The sequence below is a fragment of the Bradyrhizobium frederickii genome (assembly GCF_004570865.1).
GTDB lineage: Bacteria > Pseudomonadota > Alphaproteobacteria > Rhizobiales > Xanthobacteraceae > Bradyrhizobium > Bradyrhizobium frederickii.
Map to the genome: position 1 here is coordinate 172,378 of NZ_SPQS01000002.1, position 16,703 is coordinate 189,080.

Sequence of the window (16,703 nt, forward strand, 5' to 3'; positions counted from 1 at the left end):
TGAAACATAGCCGATGGCACCCGCATCGACGCGATCGCCATGACTCGACACTTCGAAGACCGGAGCGGGACCATCAGGTTTGCCATCGCAGTCCATGGGACACGAGGAGACATCGAGCCTGCGGTTGCGGTTGCACGTGAGCTGCAGCGCCGCGGTCACGAGGTCAGGATGGCCGTTCCCCCTAATCTCGTCAGGTTCGCCGAGTCGGCCGGTCTTTGTTCGGTGAATTCCTACGGTCCCGATTCCCAACGCCAGCTCGAGGCGGAAGTTTTCCACGACTGGTTCAAGTTGCGCAATCCCGTCAAGGTGCTGCGCCAGGCGCGCGAGTACCTCGCCGACGGCTGGGCGGACATGAGCGCGACCCTGACCGGGTTGGCGGCCGGCGCCGATGTGATCCTGAGCGGTACGACCTATCAGGAGCTGGCCGCCAACGTTGCCGAGGCCCAGGGGGTGCCGCTTGCCGCCCTGCATTACTTTCCCGTCAGGGCGAACAATCACATCCTGCCGATTCGATTGCCCCCGAGATTGGTCGATACCTTGTGGTCATTCGCCGAGTGGTCGCACTGGCGTCTGTTGCGGCCGGCCTATGATGACCAGCGCCGTGCCCTGGGGCTTCCGCACTCCGGAATTCGTGCCGCGCGTCATATCGTCGAATCCGGCGCGTTGGAGATTCAAGCCTATGACAAGGTGTTCTTTCCCGGGCTCGAGGCGGAATGGGGCGGGAAGAGACCGTTAGTGGGCACGATGACCCTGCAATTCGCGACCGAGTTCGACGATTCCGTGAATTCCTGGATCGCCGCCGGCGACCGCCCCCTTTACTTCGGGTTCGGCAGCATGCCAGTCGATAGACCGGCGGAGACCGTCGCCATGATCACAGATGCGTGCCGGGACCTCGGCGAGCGTGCGCTGATCTGTTCGGGAGTCCTGCCGCTTGAAGGCACGGTTCCCACACAGGACGTCATGATCGTGCCTTCGGTCAATCACGCCGACGTCCTGCCGCGCTGCCGGGCCATCGTTCACCATGGCGGCGCCGGCACCACGGCCGCCAGCATGCGCTCCGGCGTCCCGACTCTTGTGCTGTGGATAGGCGCCGACCAGCCCGTATGGGCGACACAAATCAAACGCCTCGGCGTCGGCACCTCGCGTCGTCTCGCCACAACGACCCGGGACACCCTTCGACATGACCTGCGGACCGTTCTGGAGTCAGGCTGCGCCGCCCGGGCGCGCGAGGTGGCCGATCAGATGACACCGCCGAGCCGGAGCCTGACGACCACCGTCGCCCTTCTCGAAGGGCTGGCCGGCACGCGCGCGTGATGTCGAGACCACTCAGAGGACGGAAGCCGAAAGGGTTGGTCGAGGCGCTCGGGGGCCCTCGACTGCCCTACGCGAGCGTTCGGAGAAAACGTTGCAACCGGGGATGCGCGGAGCTGTTGATCAGGTCCGCCGGTCTGCCCCGCTCGACCACCGCCCCGCGTTCCATGAACCACACCTCGTCGGCCACTTCGCGGGCGAAGCCCATTTCATGAGTCACGCAGATCATGGTCATGCCATTGGTCGCAAGCTGCTTGATCGCGGCCAGCACCTCGCCGACCATTTCAGGATCGAGCGCCGAGGTCGGCTCGTCGAACAGCATCACCTCGGGGTCCATGGCGAGCGAGCGGGCGATGGCGACGCGCTGGCGCTGACCGCCGGACAGCTTGCCCGGCATCTCCTCGGCCTTCGCGGCGAGGCCGACGCGGGCGAGCTCGGCCAACGCCCGCTCGCGGGCTTCCGCCTTTCCCATCTTGCGCAGCTTGGTCAGGCCGAGGGTGATGTTGCCGATCGCCGACAAGTGCGGAAACAAATTGTAGGCTTGGAACACGAAGCCGACCCGCTGGCGCAGCCGGTTGATGTTGACGCCGCGCGCGCCGACGTCCACGCCGTCGACCAGCACGCGGCCGCCCTGGATCGCCTCGAGCCGGGTCACGGTGCGGATCAGGGTCGACTTGCCGCAACCCGACGGCCCGACCAGCACCTTGACCTCGCCGCGGCGGACCTCGCCGGAGACGCCGGCCAGAGCCTGCATCGCTCCGTACCATTTATCGACGCTCTCGAACTGGATCATGGCCGCCTCACACTGCCACCGCAACGGCCGGTGTCGCGACGGCGACGCGCCCGGCAGAAATTCGCCGCTCGATATATCGGGCCAGCGAAGTCAGCGCGAAGCACAGCACGAAATAGGTCAGCGCCAGGATGGCGTAGACCTCGAACGGCTGGGTCAGCAGCACGTTGTTGACCTGGCTCGCGGCGAAGGTCATTTCGTGCGCCGAGATGACATAGCCCAGCGACGTCTCCTTGATCGTCGAGACGAACTGGCTGACCATGCTCGGCAGCATGTTGTGCAGCGCCTGCGGCAGCACGATCTTCCAGGTTGTGGTCCAGTAGCCGAGGCCCAGCGCGGAGGCTGCCTCGAACTGGCCCTTGGGCAGGCCCTGGATGCCGGCGCGGATGATCTCCGATAGATAGGCCGCCTCATAGACCACCAGCGCGATGATCAGCGTTTCGACGCCGCCGACCGCGCGGCCGATGATCAGCGGCGAGAAGAAATAGGTCCAGAAAATGAACATGATCAGCGGCAGGCCGCGGACCGTGTGCACGATCGCGGTCGCAGACAGGCGCAGCCAGCGATAGGGGCTGAGCCGCGCCAGCGCCAGGCAAATGGCGAACGGGAAGCACAAAGCGAGCGCCGTCAACGCCATGAACAGGGTCATGGCCAGTCCGCCGATCGGTCCGTGCGGGTATTGCCCGACGAGGAACAGCAACCAGTTGTTCTGCAGGATCTCCAGCATCAGGCGTTCTCGAGCTTGAGGCGGCGACCGGCATAGGCGCCGCAGGCCATGATGCCGAACGAGATGGCGAGATAGATCGCGGTGGCGACTGCAAAGGCTTCGAAGGTCTTGAAGGTGTAGCTTTCGACCTCGCGCGTGCGGTAGGTCAGTTCGCCGACGCCGATCGCCATGGCGAGGCTGGTGTTCTTGAACAGCAAAAGCGTCTGGTTGATCAGAGGCGGGACCGCGATCCGGATCGCCTGCGGCAGCACCACGTAGCCCATCGCCCCGAGATAGCCGAAGCCGATCGAGCGCGCCGCCTCGTTCTGCGCCTTGGGAATCGAGCGGATGCCACTTCGAATGTCCTCGGCGACGTACGCGGCCGCCGCCAGCCCGAGCGCGATAGTGGCAAGCAAGAACTCGCCGTGATGGCCGTTGATCCATTGCCGGGCCGGGCGGGGCAGCAGTGAGGGGACGCCAAAGTACCAGACGAAGATCTGCACCAGCAGGGGCACGTTGCGGTGGTACTCGACATACAGCGCGACAAACCACTCGAAGGGCCGGAACGGGATCATTCTGATCAGCGTCAAGATGATACCCATCGTCATGGCAAGGCACCACGCGGCGCAGGTCAGTGCGATCGTGACGGCAAGCCCGATCAGGAACCAGTCGAAATACTGGCCTGAGAGGACCCCGCGGAGATCAAAGATATATCCCATCGCGCCGGCCCTCTCTCGATATCGGTTGCGACCTCAGCCCTTGATCTCTTCGACCGGGAAATCGCGCTTGATGTTGAACGCGGTGCCTTCACCGAGCCATTTGCCGAAGACCTTGTCGATCTCGCCGGAACTTGCGAGCTTGGCGAGCACGGCGTTGACATGATCCTTGAGCGCGGCCTCGTTCTTGCGCAGGCCAAGGCCCCAGGGCTCGACGAACAGCGATTTCTCGATCACCAGCATCGGCGTCTTGGCCTGGCTCTGCTGGCGCAGTTTTACCAGGATCAGCTCGGAGGCGCAGAAGGCGTCGACCTTGTCCTGCACCAGTGCGAGGTAAGCCGACGACGTGTCCTGGAAGGTCACGGTCTCCGCCGTTGGAATCAGACGACGCACGCCCTGCTCGGAGGACGAGCCCTTGAGCGCCGTGACCTTCTTGCCGGCGAGTTGGTCGAGTGCCGTGATGCCGGATTCCTTGGTCACCATCAGCTTCTGCTGGCTGACGAAATACGAATAGGAGAAGTCGATCTGCTTGGCGCGTTCGGGGGTGTAGCCAAGATTGGCGGCGAGAATATCGACGCGGCCCTGGATCAGCTCGGGGATGCGCGCCTCTACTGCGATCGGCTTGAGCTCGAGTGTAACGCCGAGCGATTCCGCGACCTTCTGGCAGACGTCCACGTCATAGCCGACGATCTCGCGGGTCTGCGGGTGCTGGAACGAGAACGGCTCGGCGGTGCCTAGCGTGCCGCAGATCAGTTTGCCCCGCGCCTTGATGTCGGCGAGCTGGTCGGCGTTGGCTGCGGTCGCCGCGCCGGCGGCGAGGAGGGTGGCCAATCCAAGAATCGAAATCAGTCGCATCGTGCGTTCCCCTGCTATCATGGTCGGTGCAGCGCCTCGCAGGCGCGCTTCAGGCGCGCCCCGGCATCCTCGAGCGCATCCAGAGACGTCGCGATCGACAGGCGCAGATAGGGCGACAGCCCATAGGCCGAGCCGTCGAGCACGGCAACGCCCGCGTCCTCGAGGAAATACATCGCCACGTCGAGATCAGTCTCCAGCAAGCTGCCGTCGGGCCGCCTGCGGCCGATCAGGCCGGCACAGGACGGATAAATGTAGAAGGCGCCGTCGGGCGTCGCGCAGCTGATGCCGTCGATCGCGTTCAACAGTTCGACGGCCCGGTCGCGCCGTGCCTTGTAGGCGGCCCGCGCCGTGCCAACAAAACTTTGGTCGCCTTCGAGCGCGGCAGCGGCGGCGGCCATGCTCATGGCGGCTGCAGCCGACGTGGTCTGCGACTGGATCACGTTCATCGCGGCCAGCAGCGGCTTCGGGCCGGCGCCATAGCCGATCCGAAAGCCCGTCATCGCATAGGTCTTGGAGACGCCGTTGACCAGGAGCGTGCGTTCCCGCAACGCCGGCGCGATTGCAACCGGGCAGACCGGCGCGCCGCCGTCGAAACGGATCTGCTCATAGATGTCGTCGGTCATCAGCGCGACGTGCGGATGGCGCAGGAGGACGTCGGTCAGCGCGGCCATTTCGGCGGCATCGTAAAACGCGCCGGTCGGGTTCGACGGCGTATTCAGGATCAGCCAGCGGGTGCGCGGCGTGATCGCATGTTCGAGCGCCTCGGCCGTCAGCTTGAACCCGGTATTCTCTCCACAGGGGACGATGACGGGCTTGCCGTCGCAGGCCAGCACCATGTCGGGATAGGACACCCAATAGGGCGCCGGCACGATCACCTCGTCGCCTTCGTTCAAGGTCGCGGCCAGCGCGTTGAAGATCACTTGTTTGGCGCCGCTGCCGACCGTGATCTCGTCGATCGCGTAAGTGACCCCATTCTCGCGCGCGAACTTGGCTGATATCGCCTTGCGCAGCCGCGGCGTGCCGTTGACCGGGGCGTAGCGCGTCTGGCCGGCGGCCATGGCAGCGGTGGCCGCCGCCTGGATATGGGCGGGGGTATCGAAATCGGGCTCGCCGGTGGTGAGATCGATGATATCGCGGCCCTGCGCCTTCAACTGCTGCGCGCGCATGCGCGCCATCATGCTGGGCGAGGGTTTGATCCGCTGGACGCGGGCCGAAAGCGGAATGGCCATCGTGTTCATGGTGCCTTCGCCACGCCGATATAGGCATTGTCGAGCCGGCCTTCCGCGATTGCTTTCAGCGCATCGGCCTCCCGGGCCTCCTGCTTGCGCACCAGCGCCAGCAATTCGGCGGCCTCGGCACGGTCGAATGTCACGACGCCGTCGGCGTCGCCGATCACCACGTCGCCGGGCATCACGACCATGCCGTCGACCGAGACCGGCACGTTGATCTCGCCAGGACCGCTCTTGTAGGGACCGCGATGGGTGACGCCCCGCGCGTAGCAGGGGAAGTCGGCCTTCACGAACGCATCTACGTCGCGGATCGCGCCGTCGATGACAAAACCGGCAACGCCGATCGCCTTGGCCCGGCTCATCATGATCTCGCCGACCAGGGCCTGGGCGAGGTCGCCGCTGCCGTCCACCACCAGCACGTCGCCGGCGCGGAGGATTTCATAGGCCTTGTGCAGGGTCTGGTTATCGCCGGGCCGGGTCTTCACCGTCACCGCCGTGCCGATCAGGCGGCCGGAGCGATGATAGGGCCTGAGGCTCTTGCTGCCGTGCAGCCGGTTCATGTTGTCGGAAATGACGGCGACCGCGGCATCGCGAAAATCGTCGAGGATAGCGGCCGGGACTGGAGGGGCGCTGGGATTGATGCGATGGCCGATGGGGGACATGCGTTGATCTTGCTTTGGGAAAGGGCGTTGACGACGATCATGTGACTTGGCTTCAATGATGGAAAGTGAATATTATTCGCAGACATGATCGCTTTTTTTCATAGGTCGTTCGGCCGCTGGCGACCGAGGATTTGCCGATGCCGGTCAGCCTGAAGCAGATCGAGGCCTTCTACTGGACGGCGAAGCTGGGCGGCTTCACCGAGGCAGCTGAGCGGCTCCATCTGGCCCAATCGACGATCTCGAAGCGGATCCTGGAGCTTGAGGACGTCATCAAGGAGCCGCTGTTCGACCGGGCAAGCTACGCGTTGCGGCTGACCCGGGCGGGTGCGGCGAGCCTGCCGATCGCGACCGAGATGCTGACGCTGGAAACGCGCTTTCGCGAAGTCGCCGGCGGCTCGGGGACGTTCTCCGGTCCATTCCGTTTCGGCGTGACCGAGCTCGTGGCGTTGACCTGGCTGCCGAAGTTGATCGTCGCGATGAAACGGGAATATCCGAACCTGATCCCAGAGCCGGAGGTTGCGGCCAGCATCGACCTGTATGGAAAGCTCGCTGCCAACGAGATCGATCTCGTGATCGGGCTCGATCCGCCGCAAACTCCAAACCTGTTGTTGGTGCCGCTCGGGGCGGTGCAGCTCGAATGGGTCGCCGCGCCAGGCTTCGGACCGGCCGAAGACTGCATTCCGCTGCATGAGATGGCGAAATATCCCATCCTGAGCCAGACCCAGGGCTCGGGCCTGCAGCGTCTGGTGCTGGACTGGGCGGTCGCGAATGGCCTGCGGATCAATCGCGTGGTCCAGTGCAACAGCTTGAACGTGCTGGCCGGGCTCGCTGCATCCGGCCTTGGCGTCACCTTCCTGACCGCGAGCTATTTCGCCGACGAGATCAGGCGCGGGCGTCTGCGCGTGATCCGGACCGAGCCTGCGATTCCGCCGATCCGCTATTTCGCTGTGCGTCGCGCCGAGGATCTGTCGCCGCTTGCCGGCCGCATCGCAGACATTGCCCAGGTAAGCTGTGACTTCTCGGCCCGCAGCCTGCCGGGCCGGTGAAGCGGCTCCCGTCCGGCTGCGAGTCCGGCTTGCGCCGATCCCGACGCAAACCTCTTGACAGCGGCCAAAATACTTAACATGTTAAGTATGTGGGGCCAGCTACGCGACTTCGTGCGTCGAAGCGCGCATTGTTCGCTGCCGTCGCCCAAACAAAGAGCTGCCGGTCGCAACGGCTCGAACCAGGGAAGGACCCGTGATGTCCAAGCTTGCGGAAAACATCGCCAAGGCGGAACGCTACCTTGCCCGGTTCGCGGAGCATGGGGTGCTCAACCGCATCGGCGGCGAGGACGTCCCGGCTGCGGACAGCGCGACGTTCGAAACGATTTCTCCCGTCGATCTGAAGCCGCTCGCCAAGGTGGCGCACGGCAAGGCCGCAGACATCGATCGGGCCGCGAAGGCCGCGCACGCAGCCTTTCCGCTATGGGCCGAGACATCCGGGGAGGCCCGGAAAGCGCTCTTGCACCGGGTTGCCGACGCCATCGTCGCCCGCGCCGAAGAGATCGCCTTCGTCGAATGCATGGATACCGGGCAGTCTCTCAAGTTCATGGCCAAGGCGGCGTTGAGGGGCGCCGAGAATTTCCGTTTTTTTGCCGACCGCGCGCCCGAGGCCCGCGACGGCAAGTCGCTTCGGACCGACGGCCAGGTGAACATGACCACCCGCGTGCCGATCGGTCCGGTGGGCATCATCACGCCCTGGAATACGCCCTTCATGTTGTCGACGTGGAAGATCGCGCCGGCGCTCGCGGCCGGCTGCACCATCGTTCACAAGCCGGCCGAATTCTCGCCACTGACCGCGCGCCTGCTGATCGAGATCGCGGAAGAGGCGGGTCTGCCCAAGGGCGTCTGGAATCTCGTCAACGGTTTTGGCGAGGACGCCGGCAAGGCGCTGACCGAGCATCCGCTGGTCAAGGCGATCGGATTCGTCGGGGAAAGCCGCACCGGCTCGATGATCATGAAACAGGGCGCCGATACGCTGAAGCGCGTTCATTTCGAGCTGGGCGGCAAGAACCCGGTGATCGTGTTTGCGGATGCTGACCTCGACCGCGCCGCGGATGCGGCTTTATTCATGATCTACTCTCTCAACGGCGAGCGCTGCACCTCCTCCTCGCGTCTGCTCGTCGAGGCGAGCATCTACGACAAATTCACCGCGACGGTCGCGGAGAAGGCCGGCCGGATAAAGGTGGGACATCCGCTCGATCCCGACACCGTCATCGGTCCGCTGATCCATCCGGTTCACGAGAAGAAGGTGCTCGACTACGTCGAGATCGGCAAATCGGAGGGCGCGACGATTGCCACCGGCGGCCGCAAGGTCGATGGTCCTGGCGGCGGCTGCTACGTCGCCCCGACGCTCTTTACCGGCGCCAACAACCGGATGCGCATCGCACAGGAGGAAATCTTCGGCCCCGTTCTGACGGCGATCCCGTTCAAGGACGAGGCGGAGGCGCTCGCACTCGCCAACGACGTCCAGTACGGTCTCACCGGCTATCTCTGGACGGCCGACGTCACGCGCGCCTTCCGCTTCACCGATCGGCTGCAGGCCGGAATGATCTGGGTCAATTCGGAGAATGTCCGCCACCTGCCGACGCCCTTTGGCGGTGTGAAGAGCTCCGGTATCGGCCGCGACGGCGGAGATTGGTCGTTCGATTTCTATATGGAGACGAAGAACGTCGCGTTCGCTACCACCGCGCATAAGATCCAAAAACTAGGCGGTTAAGCGGTCCGCAGCAGACCAAGGAGGACATCATGGCATTGCCTACGCCCAACCTTTATCCGCCATTCAACATCGTACGTCTCAGCCATGTCGAATTTGGCGTGAGCGACCTTGCCAAGTCCCGCGCGTTCTATGTCGACACGCTCGGTCTGCAGGTGACGGACGAAAGCTCCGATGCGATCTATCTTCGGGCGATGGAAGAGCGCGGCCACCATTGCATCGTGCTGAGGAAGTCCGACAAGATCGAGGCCCGCGATCTCGGCTTCAAGGTGTTCGGCGAAGAAGACCTCGACAAGGCGGTCCAGTTCTTTGAGAGCAAGGATCTGCCGGTCGAGTGGGTGGAGCGTCCCTATCAGTCACGCACGTTCCGCACCCGCGATCCGCACGGCATTCCGCTCGAGTTCTATTCGAAGATGGATCGGTTGCCGCCGATTCACCAGAAATACGCCCTCTACAAAGGTGTGAAGCCGCTCCGCATCGACCACTTCAATTGCTTCTCGCCGAACGTCGACGAATCCGTCGCTTTCTACAACGAGATCGGCTTCCGCGTGACGGAGTACACCGAGGACGAGGAGACCGGACGTCTATGGGCGGCCTGGACCCACCGCAAAGGCGGGGTTCACGACCTGGCGTTCACCAATGGCCGCGGCCCGCGCCTGCACCACACGGCGTTCTGGGTGCCGACCCCGCTCAACATCATCGATCTGCTCGACCTCATGGCCACCACCGGATGGGTGTCCAGCATCGAACGCGGTCCGGGCCGCCACGGCATCTCGAATGCCTTCTTCCTCTACATCCTCGATCCGGATGGCCATCGCATCGAAATCTACTGCTCGGATTACCAGACCGTCGATCCCGATCTCGAACCGATCAAATGGGACCTGAAGGACCCGCAGCGTCAGACGCTGTGGGGGGCGCCCGCGCCGAAATCCTGGTTCGAGCACGGCAGCCTGTTCGCCGGGATTGCGCCGCGCGACGCCGAGCTGGCGGCCCAGCCGATCATCGCCCCCTGATCGGCTGGAGAACACATTCAACAAGGAAGGCCGCGCATGTCTCGTCCAAGGTTCATCAGCTTCACCCGCAACGGTGCGCTCGGCTACGGCCTGCTCGTGGACCATGGCGTGGTCGATCTGTCCGGACGTCACGCCAAGCGCTGGCCCAGCTTGCGTGAGGTGATCGGGGACGGTGCGCTGCTGTCTCTGGCCGAGGAGAGCGCCGCGCGATCGGCGGATTTTCCGGTCGAAGACATCCGCTATGAGATTCCAGTGCCGGCGCCGGAAAAGATCATCTGCGTCGGCGTCAACTTTCCCGACCGCAACGAGGAATACAAGGACGGCCAGGCGGCCCCCTCAAATCCCTCGCTCTTCATCCGCTTTCCGCGCTCGTTCACGGGCCATGAACAGGCTTTGCTGCGTCCCCCGGAGAGCCCGCAGCTCGATTACGAGGGCGAGATCGTCATCGTGATCGGCAAGGGCGGCCGCAGGATTGCGCAGAGAGAGGCGCTCGAGCATATCGCCGCGCTATCGCTGTGCAACGAAGGCACGATCCGCGATTGGGTCCGGCACGCCAAGTTCAACGTGACACAGGGCAAGAACTTCGATCGGACCGGTTCGATCGGACCCTGGCTCATTCCCTATACCGATGAGAGCCAGCTAGCCGACATCAAGCTTGAAACGCGGGTCAATGGCGACGTCCGCCAGCAGGACCGCACGAGCCGGATGATCTTCTCCTTCCGCAAGATCATCAACTATATCTCGACGTTCACGACCCTGGTCCCGGGCGATGTCATCGTAACAGGTACGCCGACGGGGGCCGGCGCACGCTTCGACCCGCCGATCTGGCTGAAGCCCGGCGACGTCGTCGAGGTCGAGGCGGAAGGCATCGGCGTGCTCCGCAACACGATCGCAGATGAAGTGTGATCGCCGCCACGGCCCGCCGATAGCCGCGCTAGATCAGGCCGCCGATGCGGCCTGCACGCGAATTCGGCCCTGGTCATCCACGGCGATCGGAATGGCATCGAGAGCGCAATTCAGGCCCAGTCCTTCGACGCCGACGCCGTCCCGAACACGGAATCCGGCGCTGTGATTGGTGCATCGAAGAACGGTTCCATCCGCGCTCAGCAAATTGTCACCGCGATGATCGAGCGGCAGGTACTGGTGGGGACACGCATTGACGTAAGCTGCCAGAGTGCCCGCCGATCTGACGATCAGGATCGGAAAATCCGCCGGGCCGGATTTGATCGATTTGAAGCTGCCTTCGCCGACGTCATTGGCATGGCACAGGATGGTTCCCTCGGCCGGCGCGCCGCGATAGCTCCTCCATGCGTCCAGTATCGCGACCTCCCTCAAGATGCCTTCAGCACGCCGCGCTGAATCTGATCGGCCTCGATGCTCTCGAACAGGGCCTTGAAGTTGCCCTCGCCGAAACCGTCATCGCCCTTTCTCTGGATGAACTCGAAGAAGATCGGGCCGATCACGGTCTTGGAGAAGATCTGAAGCAGGATGCGCGTCAGCCCGCCGTTGACGACACCCTCGCCGTCGATCAGGATTCCGTGCTTGCGCATGCGGTCGAGCGGTTCGGTGTGGCCCTTCACGCGGTCAAATGATTTGTCATAGTAGATCGAGGGCGGCCCCGGCATGAACTCGAGCCCGCGCGCGGCGATGGCGTCGGTCGCCGAATAGATGTCATCGGTGCCGACGGCGATGTGCTGGATGCCTTCGCCCTTGTACTGGCGCAGATATTCTTCGATCTGGCTCTTGTCGTCGGCGCTCTCGTTGATCGGGATTCGAATCTTGCCGCAGGGGGACGTCAGGGCGCGCGAGGTCAGGCCGGTCAGCTTGCCCGAAATGTCGAAGTAGCGGATCTCGCGGAAATTGAACGTCTGGCTGTAGAACTTGTACCAGGTGTCCATGTTGCCGCGCATGACGTTATGCGTGAGGTGATCGAGATAGTAGAACCCGACGCCTTTCGGGGTTGGGTCGACTTCACCGGTCCAGTCATACTCGGCCGAATAGGGCGAGCCCTTCGCGCCATAGGTCTCGACCAGGTACAGCAGGGATCCGCCGATGCCGACCACGGCCGGCACGTCGAGCGACTTGTCGTTGCCGGTGTATTCCGTTCCGCCGAGCTCCAGGACGCGCTTCAGGGCGTGTTTGGCATCGACGACGCGCCAGGCCATCGCCGGCGCGCAAGGTCCGTGTTCTCCGACGAAGCGCGCCGCATGGGAGTTCGGCTCCCGGTTCAGGACGTAATTGATCTTACCCTGGCGCCAAAGGGAGATGTCCTTGGTCTTGTGCCGTGCGACCTCCGTGTAGCCCATCTGCTCGAACAGCTTGGCGAGCTGCTGCGGCTCCGGATGGGCGAACTCGACAAACTCGAAGCCATCGGTGCCTGCCGGATTGACTGCCGAAATCGTGGCCGGTGGGGCATCGTGAGGGAAGGGGCCCAATGTCGCTCTCCTGGAAAGGGTCTGGTCCGATAGGAAATATACTGCCGGCGGCCTGCACGATCTCCGCAAAATCCGCTCGACAAAGCCGGGCTGTGCGTGAAACATGCATACTTACGTATTTATGTGCAAGGATCACGCATGGATCAGTTCGACGTCAAATTGCTGCAGGCGCTTCAATCCAACGGACGTCTGTCGAATTTCGAACTGGCCGACGTCGTCGGTCTATCGGCGTCGCAATGCTCGCGCCGTCGCGCGGCCCTCGAGGATACCGGCGCGATTGCGAGCTACCACGCGCATCTCGATCCCGAAGTGCTCGGACTCGGCATTGTCGTCTTCGTGCAGGTGACGCTTGCGACACACTCGCCGGACAATTCGCGGCGCTTCCTCAAGCTGATCGAGAGCCTGGAGGAAGTGCAGGAGGCGTATGCGCTCACCGGCGAAGCCGATTACCTCATCAAGGTGACGATCACCGACTTGAAGGCGCTCTCGCGGCTTCTCAACGAGGTGTTTCTGCCGCACGACAGCGTCGCGCATGTGCGCTCATCCATCGTTCTCGATCGCTTGAAGCAAACCTCGCAATTGCCGCTTGGGCACCTCATCCCGGCCGAGCCGCGCGCTGCGGAGAGCTCCGCCTCCCGACGCAAAGGTTCATCACGGCCCGGGCGATCCAGAAAGAGTTGAGCTGGTGTAGCTTGCAGGCGATCAGCCCACGGCATGCCGATCACATCCTGCTGGCGGGGAGCATCATGTCTGGTCGCGCAATGCGCAAGACATCATGTCCATCGCGCCTGCTGCGCCGGATTGCAGCATCGGTCCGGATTTCAGACGAGACAACAGCATTGCAGCAAGTCGGACGTCGTGCGCTTCGCCCGGACTCAGGGCCAGCCGTACAGGCAGGCCGGCGGCAGATCACGCCAGGGCGCTCATGATCGTAGGACCCAGAAGATGCCGTTGAGGACACGTCGATCGTTCACCCGAGGAACGCCTCGTGGCTGGTTCGGCAGCATCGGCTTGATGGCAGTCCATTCGTCGTCGGAGAGCTCGTAGCGCATGATTCGGCCCCGCGCTCAGGGGCATGAATCACGGCTCGTCAGTCGGGACTGACTCAACGCAGCACAGTTAGGCAAATGCCCGCAGCAGCTGGTTGCCAGTTTATTAACTCAGTCGCGCTCACGTTGCATCAAAGGCACAATGCGTGTTTTTGCTTCGAATAGCGCGCTCCGTCGTTGTCGAGCTCACCTGCGTCATCTACCGTAACAATCGATAACACTTCGCAATCCGCGTGGAACCGCGGTCTCCGGCTTGTGGAGCGGCAATCGTCGAGAGGCTGAGGTACGATGCGCGAATGCATTGGGGCTGTGCTGGTTCGAACTCAATCGGACCAGATGAAGAGAATGAGTCCGCGTGAAACTCGTCGATCGCCTAAGCCCATTGGACTTTACCGTCTGCTGCTGATGAGCGTCTCGGTGGCCATGCTATCGGCGCTGCTGCCGCGATCTGTGGCAGCGCAGGGCTGGAACGGCAGCACGAGTTCCGACTGGACCGTGGCAGCCAACTGGACAGGCGGAATTCTGCCCAGTGCCGGTGCCGCGGCCGGCATCAATACAGTGTCCCCCAATCCGACCATCCTCGGCGTTAGCGGTGCTGCGTCGGCTGCGGTGGGCAGCTTCGGCGTCGCTCAGTCATCTGCAACGTCCGGCAGCCTCACAATTCAGAACGGCAGCACGCTGACGAGCGGCGGCACCCTGTCTTCGGTCGGTTCGGGCACGGCAGGCACCGGCATCGTGACGGTGACCGGCGCCGGATCGCGGTGGATCGTATCCAGTACGACGTTCATCATCGGCAATGCCGGCAACGGCACACTCAACATTGCGGACGGAGCGACCGTCGTCGCCCAGAACGGGATGAGGCTCGGAAACCTTGCCGCAGGTTTCGGCACGCTCAACATCAGCGGCGGTGGCGTCCTGGAGACAACCGGTCTGGTTGCGGGCGCCGGAGCGCGGCAGATGAACTTTGATAACGCCACTGTCCGGGCATTGGCCAACAGCGCCGCTTTTTTTGGTGGAAGCATCAACCAGATCAATATTGCCGCCGGCGGACTGACGTTCGATACCAATGGGTTCAACGTCAAAACGCTTGGATTCAGCGGCGTCGGTGGCTTGACCAAGATCGGCGCCGGGACCTTCACGCTGGGCGCCGCCAGTACGTATACCGGCGAAACGGTGATCCAGCAGGGCACGCTTGCGCTGGCGGGCCCTGCCGGCTCTGCCACTGATGCCCTCGCCAACTCGAGCCGCGTGGTCGCGAACGCAACATTCGATATTTCGGCGATAATAGGTGCCGGCTCGCATATTCAGAGTCTGGCCGGCACCGGCACCGTCAACCTGGGCGCCAAAGACCTGATCGTCACCAATGCGAACGATACGTTCGCCGGAGCCATCAACGGCAGCGGCGGACTGACGCTCGCGAGCGGCACGCAGACGCTGGCGGGGGGCAACACCTACACCGGCGCGACCACGTTGAGCGGGGGCACGCTACGAGCCGGCGCTGCGGGCGCTTTCAGTGCCGGTTCCGCCACCGTCGCAAACGCTGGCACGACATTAGACCTGAACGGCTTCAATCAGACGGTGGCCTCGCTTGATAACGCCGGCACCTTGCGGTTCGGCAGCGCGCCGGGGACTACACTGACGGTGACCGGGAACTATGTCGGCAACGGCGGCACGCTTCTCCTCAACACTGCGCTCGGCGGCGACAACTCGGCCACGGATCGCCTGGTGGTGCAGGGAAACACGTCTGGCTCCTCCACGCTGCGAATCACCAATGTGGGCGGCGCTGGCGCGCAGACGGTCGAAGGCATCAAGGTGATCGACGTCGCCGGTGCCTCGAATGGGAGTTTCGTCTTGCAGGGCGATTACGTGCTGCAAGGCCAGCAGGCCGTCGTTGGCGGTGCCTACGCCTATACGCTGCAGAAGAACGGCCTCGGCACGCCGACGGATGGCGACTGGTATTTGCGTTCAAGTCTCATTAATTCGCCGACGTCGCCACCTGCCGGACCGCTCTACCAGCCCGGCGTTCCCCTCTACGAGAACTATGGGCAGGTGCTGCTCGGCATGAGCCAGGCGCCGAGCTTGCAGCAACGCGTCGGCAACCGCTATTGGAACGGCAGCGAGGCGATGGCGCGCGCTGGCATCAACACGGCGCCGACGGCGGATAATTCGTGGACGCAATCTGCATTCTGGGGCCGCGTTGAGGGCGGTCAGGTCGAGTTGCGGCCTTCGAACACCACGGGTTCGACCTACAATGCCGACGAGATGAAGGCCCAAGTGGGTCTCGACGGCGTTGCGCTCGACAACGACCGCGGCCGGTTGATCTTAGGACTCACCGCGCAATATGGCCTGACGACGGCCAGTATCAATTCGTTCTTCGGCAACGGCCGCATCCGTGCCGAGGGGACGGGGGTGGGAGCGACTGCGACCTGGTATGGCCATGACGGCTTCTATGTCGATGGCCAGGCCCAGACCATGTTCTACCGCAGCGACCTCTCATCGGCGCTTGTTGGCAGCATGACTCATGGCAATGAAGGCTTCGGCTACACGTTCAGCGTCGAGACCGGCAAGCGGATTTCGGTCGGCAACGGCTTTTCGCTGACCCCGCAGGCGCAGCTTTCGTATGCAAAAGTCGGGTTCGATGCCTTCGCCGATCGCTTCGGCGCGCTGGTCTCAATGCAGGATGCCGAGAGCCTGCTCGGCCGCGTCGGGCTGTCGCTCAATCATCAAAATGTCTGGAACGACGGCTCGGGCATTATCCGCTCCGACGTCTATGCGATCGGCAATCTGCAATACGAGTTCCTCAATGGCACCAGGATTGACGTCGCCGGCACCGGCTTCGCGAGTGCCAGCGACCGCTTGTGGGGCAATATCGGCGGTGGAGGTAGCTATAGCTGGGCCAACGGTCGCTATGCCGTGTTCGGCGAAATCACCTATCGTACGAGCCTCGAAAGCGTTGGCGAGAACCACAGCTACAAAGGCACCGGCGGCTTCCGCGTCACCTGGTGAATATTGGCCTCTGCGCGCTTCGCGTTCTTAGCCCTGACGTCCAAGTCCGAAATAGGCCCCATAGCGTCGTTTGGTCCGATGCAGCGGTCTGTCTGGAGTAGCGAAAAGTTGACCCGCCGGCCGAGCTCCGACTTCTCGGTTTTGCCCTTCAGCGACGTCTGGAGATGTCCGCTT

Annotated in this window: 15 protein-coding genes and 1 pseudogene; 7 read left to right on the forward strand and 9 right to left on the reverse strand. The window is 63.4% G+C overall.

Going from position 1 to position 16,703, the window contains the following annotated elements:
* The first annotated feature begins 39 nt into the window (after positions 1 to 39).
* Positions 40 to 1,314: a glycosyltransferase gene (locus E4K64_RS03610; protein ID WP_135162210.1), complete on the forward strand. Its 1,275-nt coding sequence runs from the start codon at positions 40 to 42 to the stop codon at positions 1,312 to 1,314.
* Between the two features lie 67 nt (positions 1,315 to 1,381).
* Here E4K64_RS03610 and E4K64_RS03615 read toward each other — a convergent pair whose 3' ends face one another.
* From E4K64_RS03615 to E4K64_RS03640, 6 genes are read right to left on the reverse strand one after another with little or no spacing between them, the layout of a single operon-like run.
* On the reverse strand, positions 1,382 to 2,104 hold the full coding sequence (locus tag E4K64_RS03615; RefSeq protein ID WP_135162211.1) for an amino acid ABC transporter ATP-binding protein: 723 nt from the start codon (positions 2,102 to 2,104) through the stop codon (positions 1,382 to 1,384).
* 7 nt (positions 2,105 to 2,111) lie between these two features.
* Positions 2,112 to 2,828, reverse strand: a complete 717-nt coding sequence (locus tag E4K64_RS03620) for an amino acid ABC transporter permease (protein ID WP_126256641.1) — start codon at positions 2,826 to 2,828, stop codon at positions 2,112 to 2,114.
* On the reverse strand, positions 2,828 to 3,526 hold the full coding sequence (locus E4K64_RS03625) for an amino acid ABC transporter permease (protein ID WP_135162212.1): 699 nt from the start codon (positions 3,524 to 3,526) through the stop codon (positions 2,828 to 2,830). Before E4K64_RS03625 ends, E4K64_RS03620 begins: the two co-directional genes overlap by 1 nt.
* Before the next feature lie 33 nt (positions 3,527 to 3,559).
* Positions 3,560 to 4,378, reverse strand: a complete 819-nt coding sequence (locus E4K64_RS03630) for an ABC transporter substrate-binding protein (RefSeq protein ID WP_135162213.1) — start codon at positions 4,376 to 4,378, stop codon at positions 3,560 to 3,562.
* 17 nt (positions 4,379 to 4,395) lie between these two features.
* Complete coding sequence (locus E4K64_RS03635) at positions 4,396 to 5,616, reverse strand: aspartate transaminase (protein WP_209311829.1); 1,221 nt, start codon at positions 5,614 to 5,616, stop codon at positions 4,396 to 4,398.
* Complete coding sequence (locus E4K64_RS03640; protein WP_135162214.1) at positions 5,613 to 6,269, reverse strand: RraA family protein; 657 nt, start codon at positions 6,267 to 6,269, stop codon at positions 5,613 to 5,615. Before E4K64_RS03640 ends, E4K64_RS03635 begins: the two co-directional genes overlap by 4 nt.
* A gap of 137 nt (positions 6,270 to 6,406) precedes the next feature.
* Here E4K64_RS03640 and E4K64_RS03645 point away from each other — a divergent pair, with 137 nt between their 5' ends.
* The 4 genes from E4K64_RS03645 to E4K64_RS03660 all read left to right on the forward strand — a co-directional run bounded on the left by E4K64_RS03645 (position 6,407) and on the right by E4K64_RS03660 (position 10,945).
* Entirely contained in the window at positions 6,407 to 7,315 is a 909-nt protein-coding gene (locus E4K64_RS03645) for a LysR family transcriptional regulator (protein WP_135162215.1), read from the forward strand.
* Between the two features lie 196 nt (positions 7,316 to 7,511).
* Positions 7,512 to 9,029, forward strand: a complete 1,518-nt coding sequence (gene hpaE, locus E4K64_RS03650) for a 5-carboxymethyl-2-hydroxymuconate semialdehyde dehydrogenase (RefSeq protein ID WP_135162216.1) — start codon at positions 7,512 to 7,514, stop codon at positions 9,027 to 9,029.
* Positions 9,030 to 9,058: 29 nt separating this feature from the next.
* A complete protein-coding gene (gene hpaD / locus E4K64_RS03655; RefSeq protein ID WP_135162217.1) occupies positions 9,059 to 10,039 on the forward strand; it encodes a 3,4-dihydroxyphenylacetate 2,3-dioxygenase in 981 nt (326 codons plus the stop codon).
* Positions 10,040 to 10,075: 36 nt separating this feature from the next.
* Positions 10,076 to 10,945: a fumarylacetoacetate hydrolase family protein gene (locus E4K64_RS03660; RefSeq protein ID WP_135162218.1), complete on the forward strand. Its 870-nt coding sequence runs from the start codon at positions 10,076 to 10,078 to the stop codon at positions 10,943 to 10,945.
* Positions 10,946 to 10,978: 33 nt separating this feature from the next.
* On the opposite strand, the gene E4K64_RS03665 is transcribed toward E4K64_RS03660, so the two are convergent.
* Positions 10,979 to 11,374 (reverse strand): Rieske (2Fe-2S) protein, encoded by a 396-nt coding sequence (locus E4K64_RS03665; protein ID WP_209311939.1) that lies wholly within the window; start codon positions 11,372 to 11,374, stop codon positions 10,979 to 10,981.
* Positions 11,371 to 12,474 (reverse strand): 4-hydroxyphenylpyruvate dioxygenase, encoded by a 1,104-nt coding sequence (gene hppD / locus E4K64_RS03670; RefSeq protein WP_135162219.1) that lies wholly within the window; start codon positions 12,472 to 12,474, stop codon positions 11,371 to 11,373. The genes E4K64_RS03665 and hppD overlap by 4 nt, the downstream gene beginning before the upstream one ends.
* Positions 12,475 to 12,612: 138 nt before the next feature.
* On the opposite strand from hppD, the gene E4K64_RS03675 reads away from it, so the two are divergent.
* The gene (locus tag E4K64_RS03675) at positions 12,613 to 13,155 is read left to right on the forward strand and encodes an Lrp/AsnC family transcriptional regulator (protein WP_135162220.1); all 543 of its coding nucleotides are present in this window, start codon (positions 12,613 to 12,615) and stop codon (positions 13,153 to 13,155) included.
* A gap of 245 nt (positions 13,156 to 13,400) precedes the next feature.
* Here the strand turns inward: E4K64_RS03675 and E4K64_RS40170 are convergent.
* Positions 13,401 to 13,529 (reverse strand): annotated as a pseudogene (locus E4K64_RS40170) (transposase); the annotation flags it as partial.
* Between the two features lie 339 nt (positions 13,530 to 13,868).
* On the opposite strand from E4K64_RS40170, the gene E4K64_RS03685 reads away from it, so the two are divergent.
* Entirely contained in the window at positions 13,869 to 16,529 is a 2,661-nt protein-coding gene (locus E4K64_RS03685) for an autotransporter family protein (RefSeq protein ID WP_235884533.1), read from the forward strand.
* The last annotated feature ends 174 nt before the right edge of the window (positions 16,530 to 16,703 follow it).

What these genes read in the sequence shown, in the direction of transcription:
- E4K64_RS03610 (WP_135162210.1), top strand. Translation starts at nt 40, where the DNA reads ATGACTCGACACTTCGAAGACCGGAGCGGGACCATCAGGTTTGCCATC.
- E4K64_RS03615 (WP_135162211.1), bottom strand. Translation starts at nt 2,104, where the DNA reads ATGATCCAGTTCGAGAGCGTCGATAAATGGTACGGAGCGATGCAGGCT.
- E4K64_RS03620 (WP_126256641.1), bottom strand. Translation starts at nt 2,828, where the DNA reads ATGCTGGAGATCCTGCAGAACAACTGGTTGCTGTTCCTCGTCGGGCAA.
- E4K64_RS03625 (WP_135162212.1), bottom strand. Translation starts at nt 3,526, where the DNA reads ATGGGATATATCTTTGATCTCCGCGGGGTCCTCTCAGGCCAGTATTTC.
- E4K64_RS03630 (WP_135162213.1), bottom strand. Translation starts at nt 4,378, where the DNA reads ATGCGACTGATTTCGATTCTTGGATTGGCCACCCTCCTCGCCGCCGGC.
- E4K64_RS03635 (WP_209311829.1), bottom strand. Translation starts at nt 5,616, where the DNA reads ATGAACACGATGGCCATTCCGCTTTCGGCCCGCGTCCAGCGGATCAAA.
- E4K64_RS03640 (WP_135162214.1), bottom strand. Translation starts at nt 6,269, where the DNA reads ATGTCCCCCATCGGCCATCGCATCAATCCCAGCGCCCCTCCAGTCCCG.
- E4K64_RS03645 (WP_135162215.1), top strand. Translation starts at nt 6,407, where the DNA reads ATGCCGGTCAGCCTGAAGCAGATCGAGGCCTTCTACTGGACGGCGAAG.
- hpaE (WP_135162216.1), top strand. Translation starts at nt 7,512, where the DNA reads ATGTCCAAGCTTGCGGAAAACATCGCCAAGGCGGAACGCTACCTTGCC.
- hpaD (WP_135162217.1), top strand. Translation starts at nt 9,059, where the DNA reads ATGGCATTGCCTACGCCCAACCTTTATCCGCCATTCAACATCGTACGT.
- E4K64_RS03660 (WP_135162218.1), top strand. Translation starts at nt 10,076, where the DNA reads ATGTCTCGTCCAAGGTTCATCAGCTTCACCCGCAACGGTGCGCTCGGC.
- E4K64_RS03675 (WP_135162220.1), top strand. Translation starts at nt 12,613, where the DNA reads ATGGATCAGTTCGACGTCAAATTGCTGCAGGCGCTTCAATCCAACGGA.
- E4K64_RS03685 (WP_235884533.1), top strand. Translation starts at nt 13,869, where the DNA reads ATGAGTCCGCGTGAAACTCGTCGATCGCCTAAGCCCATTGGACTTTAC.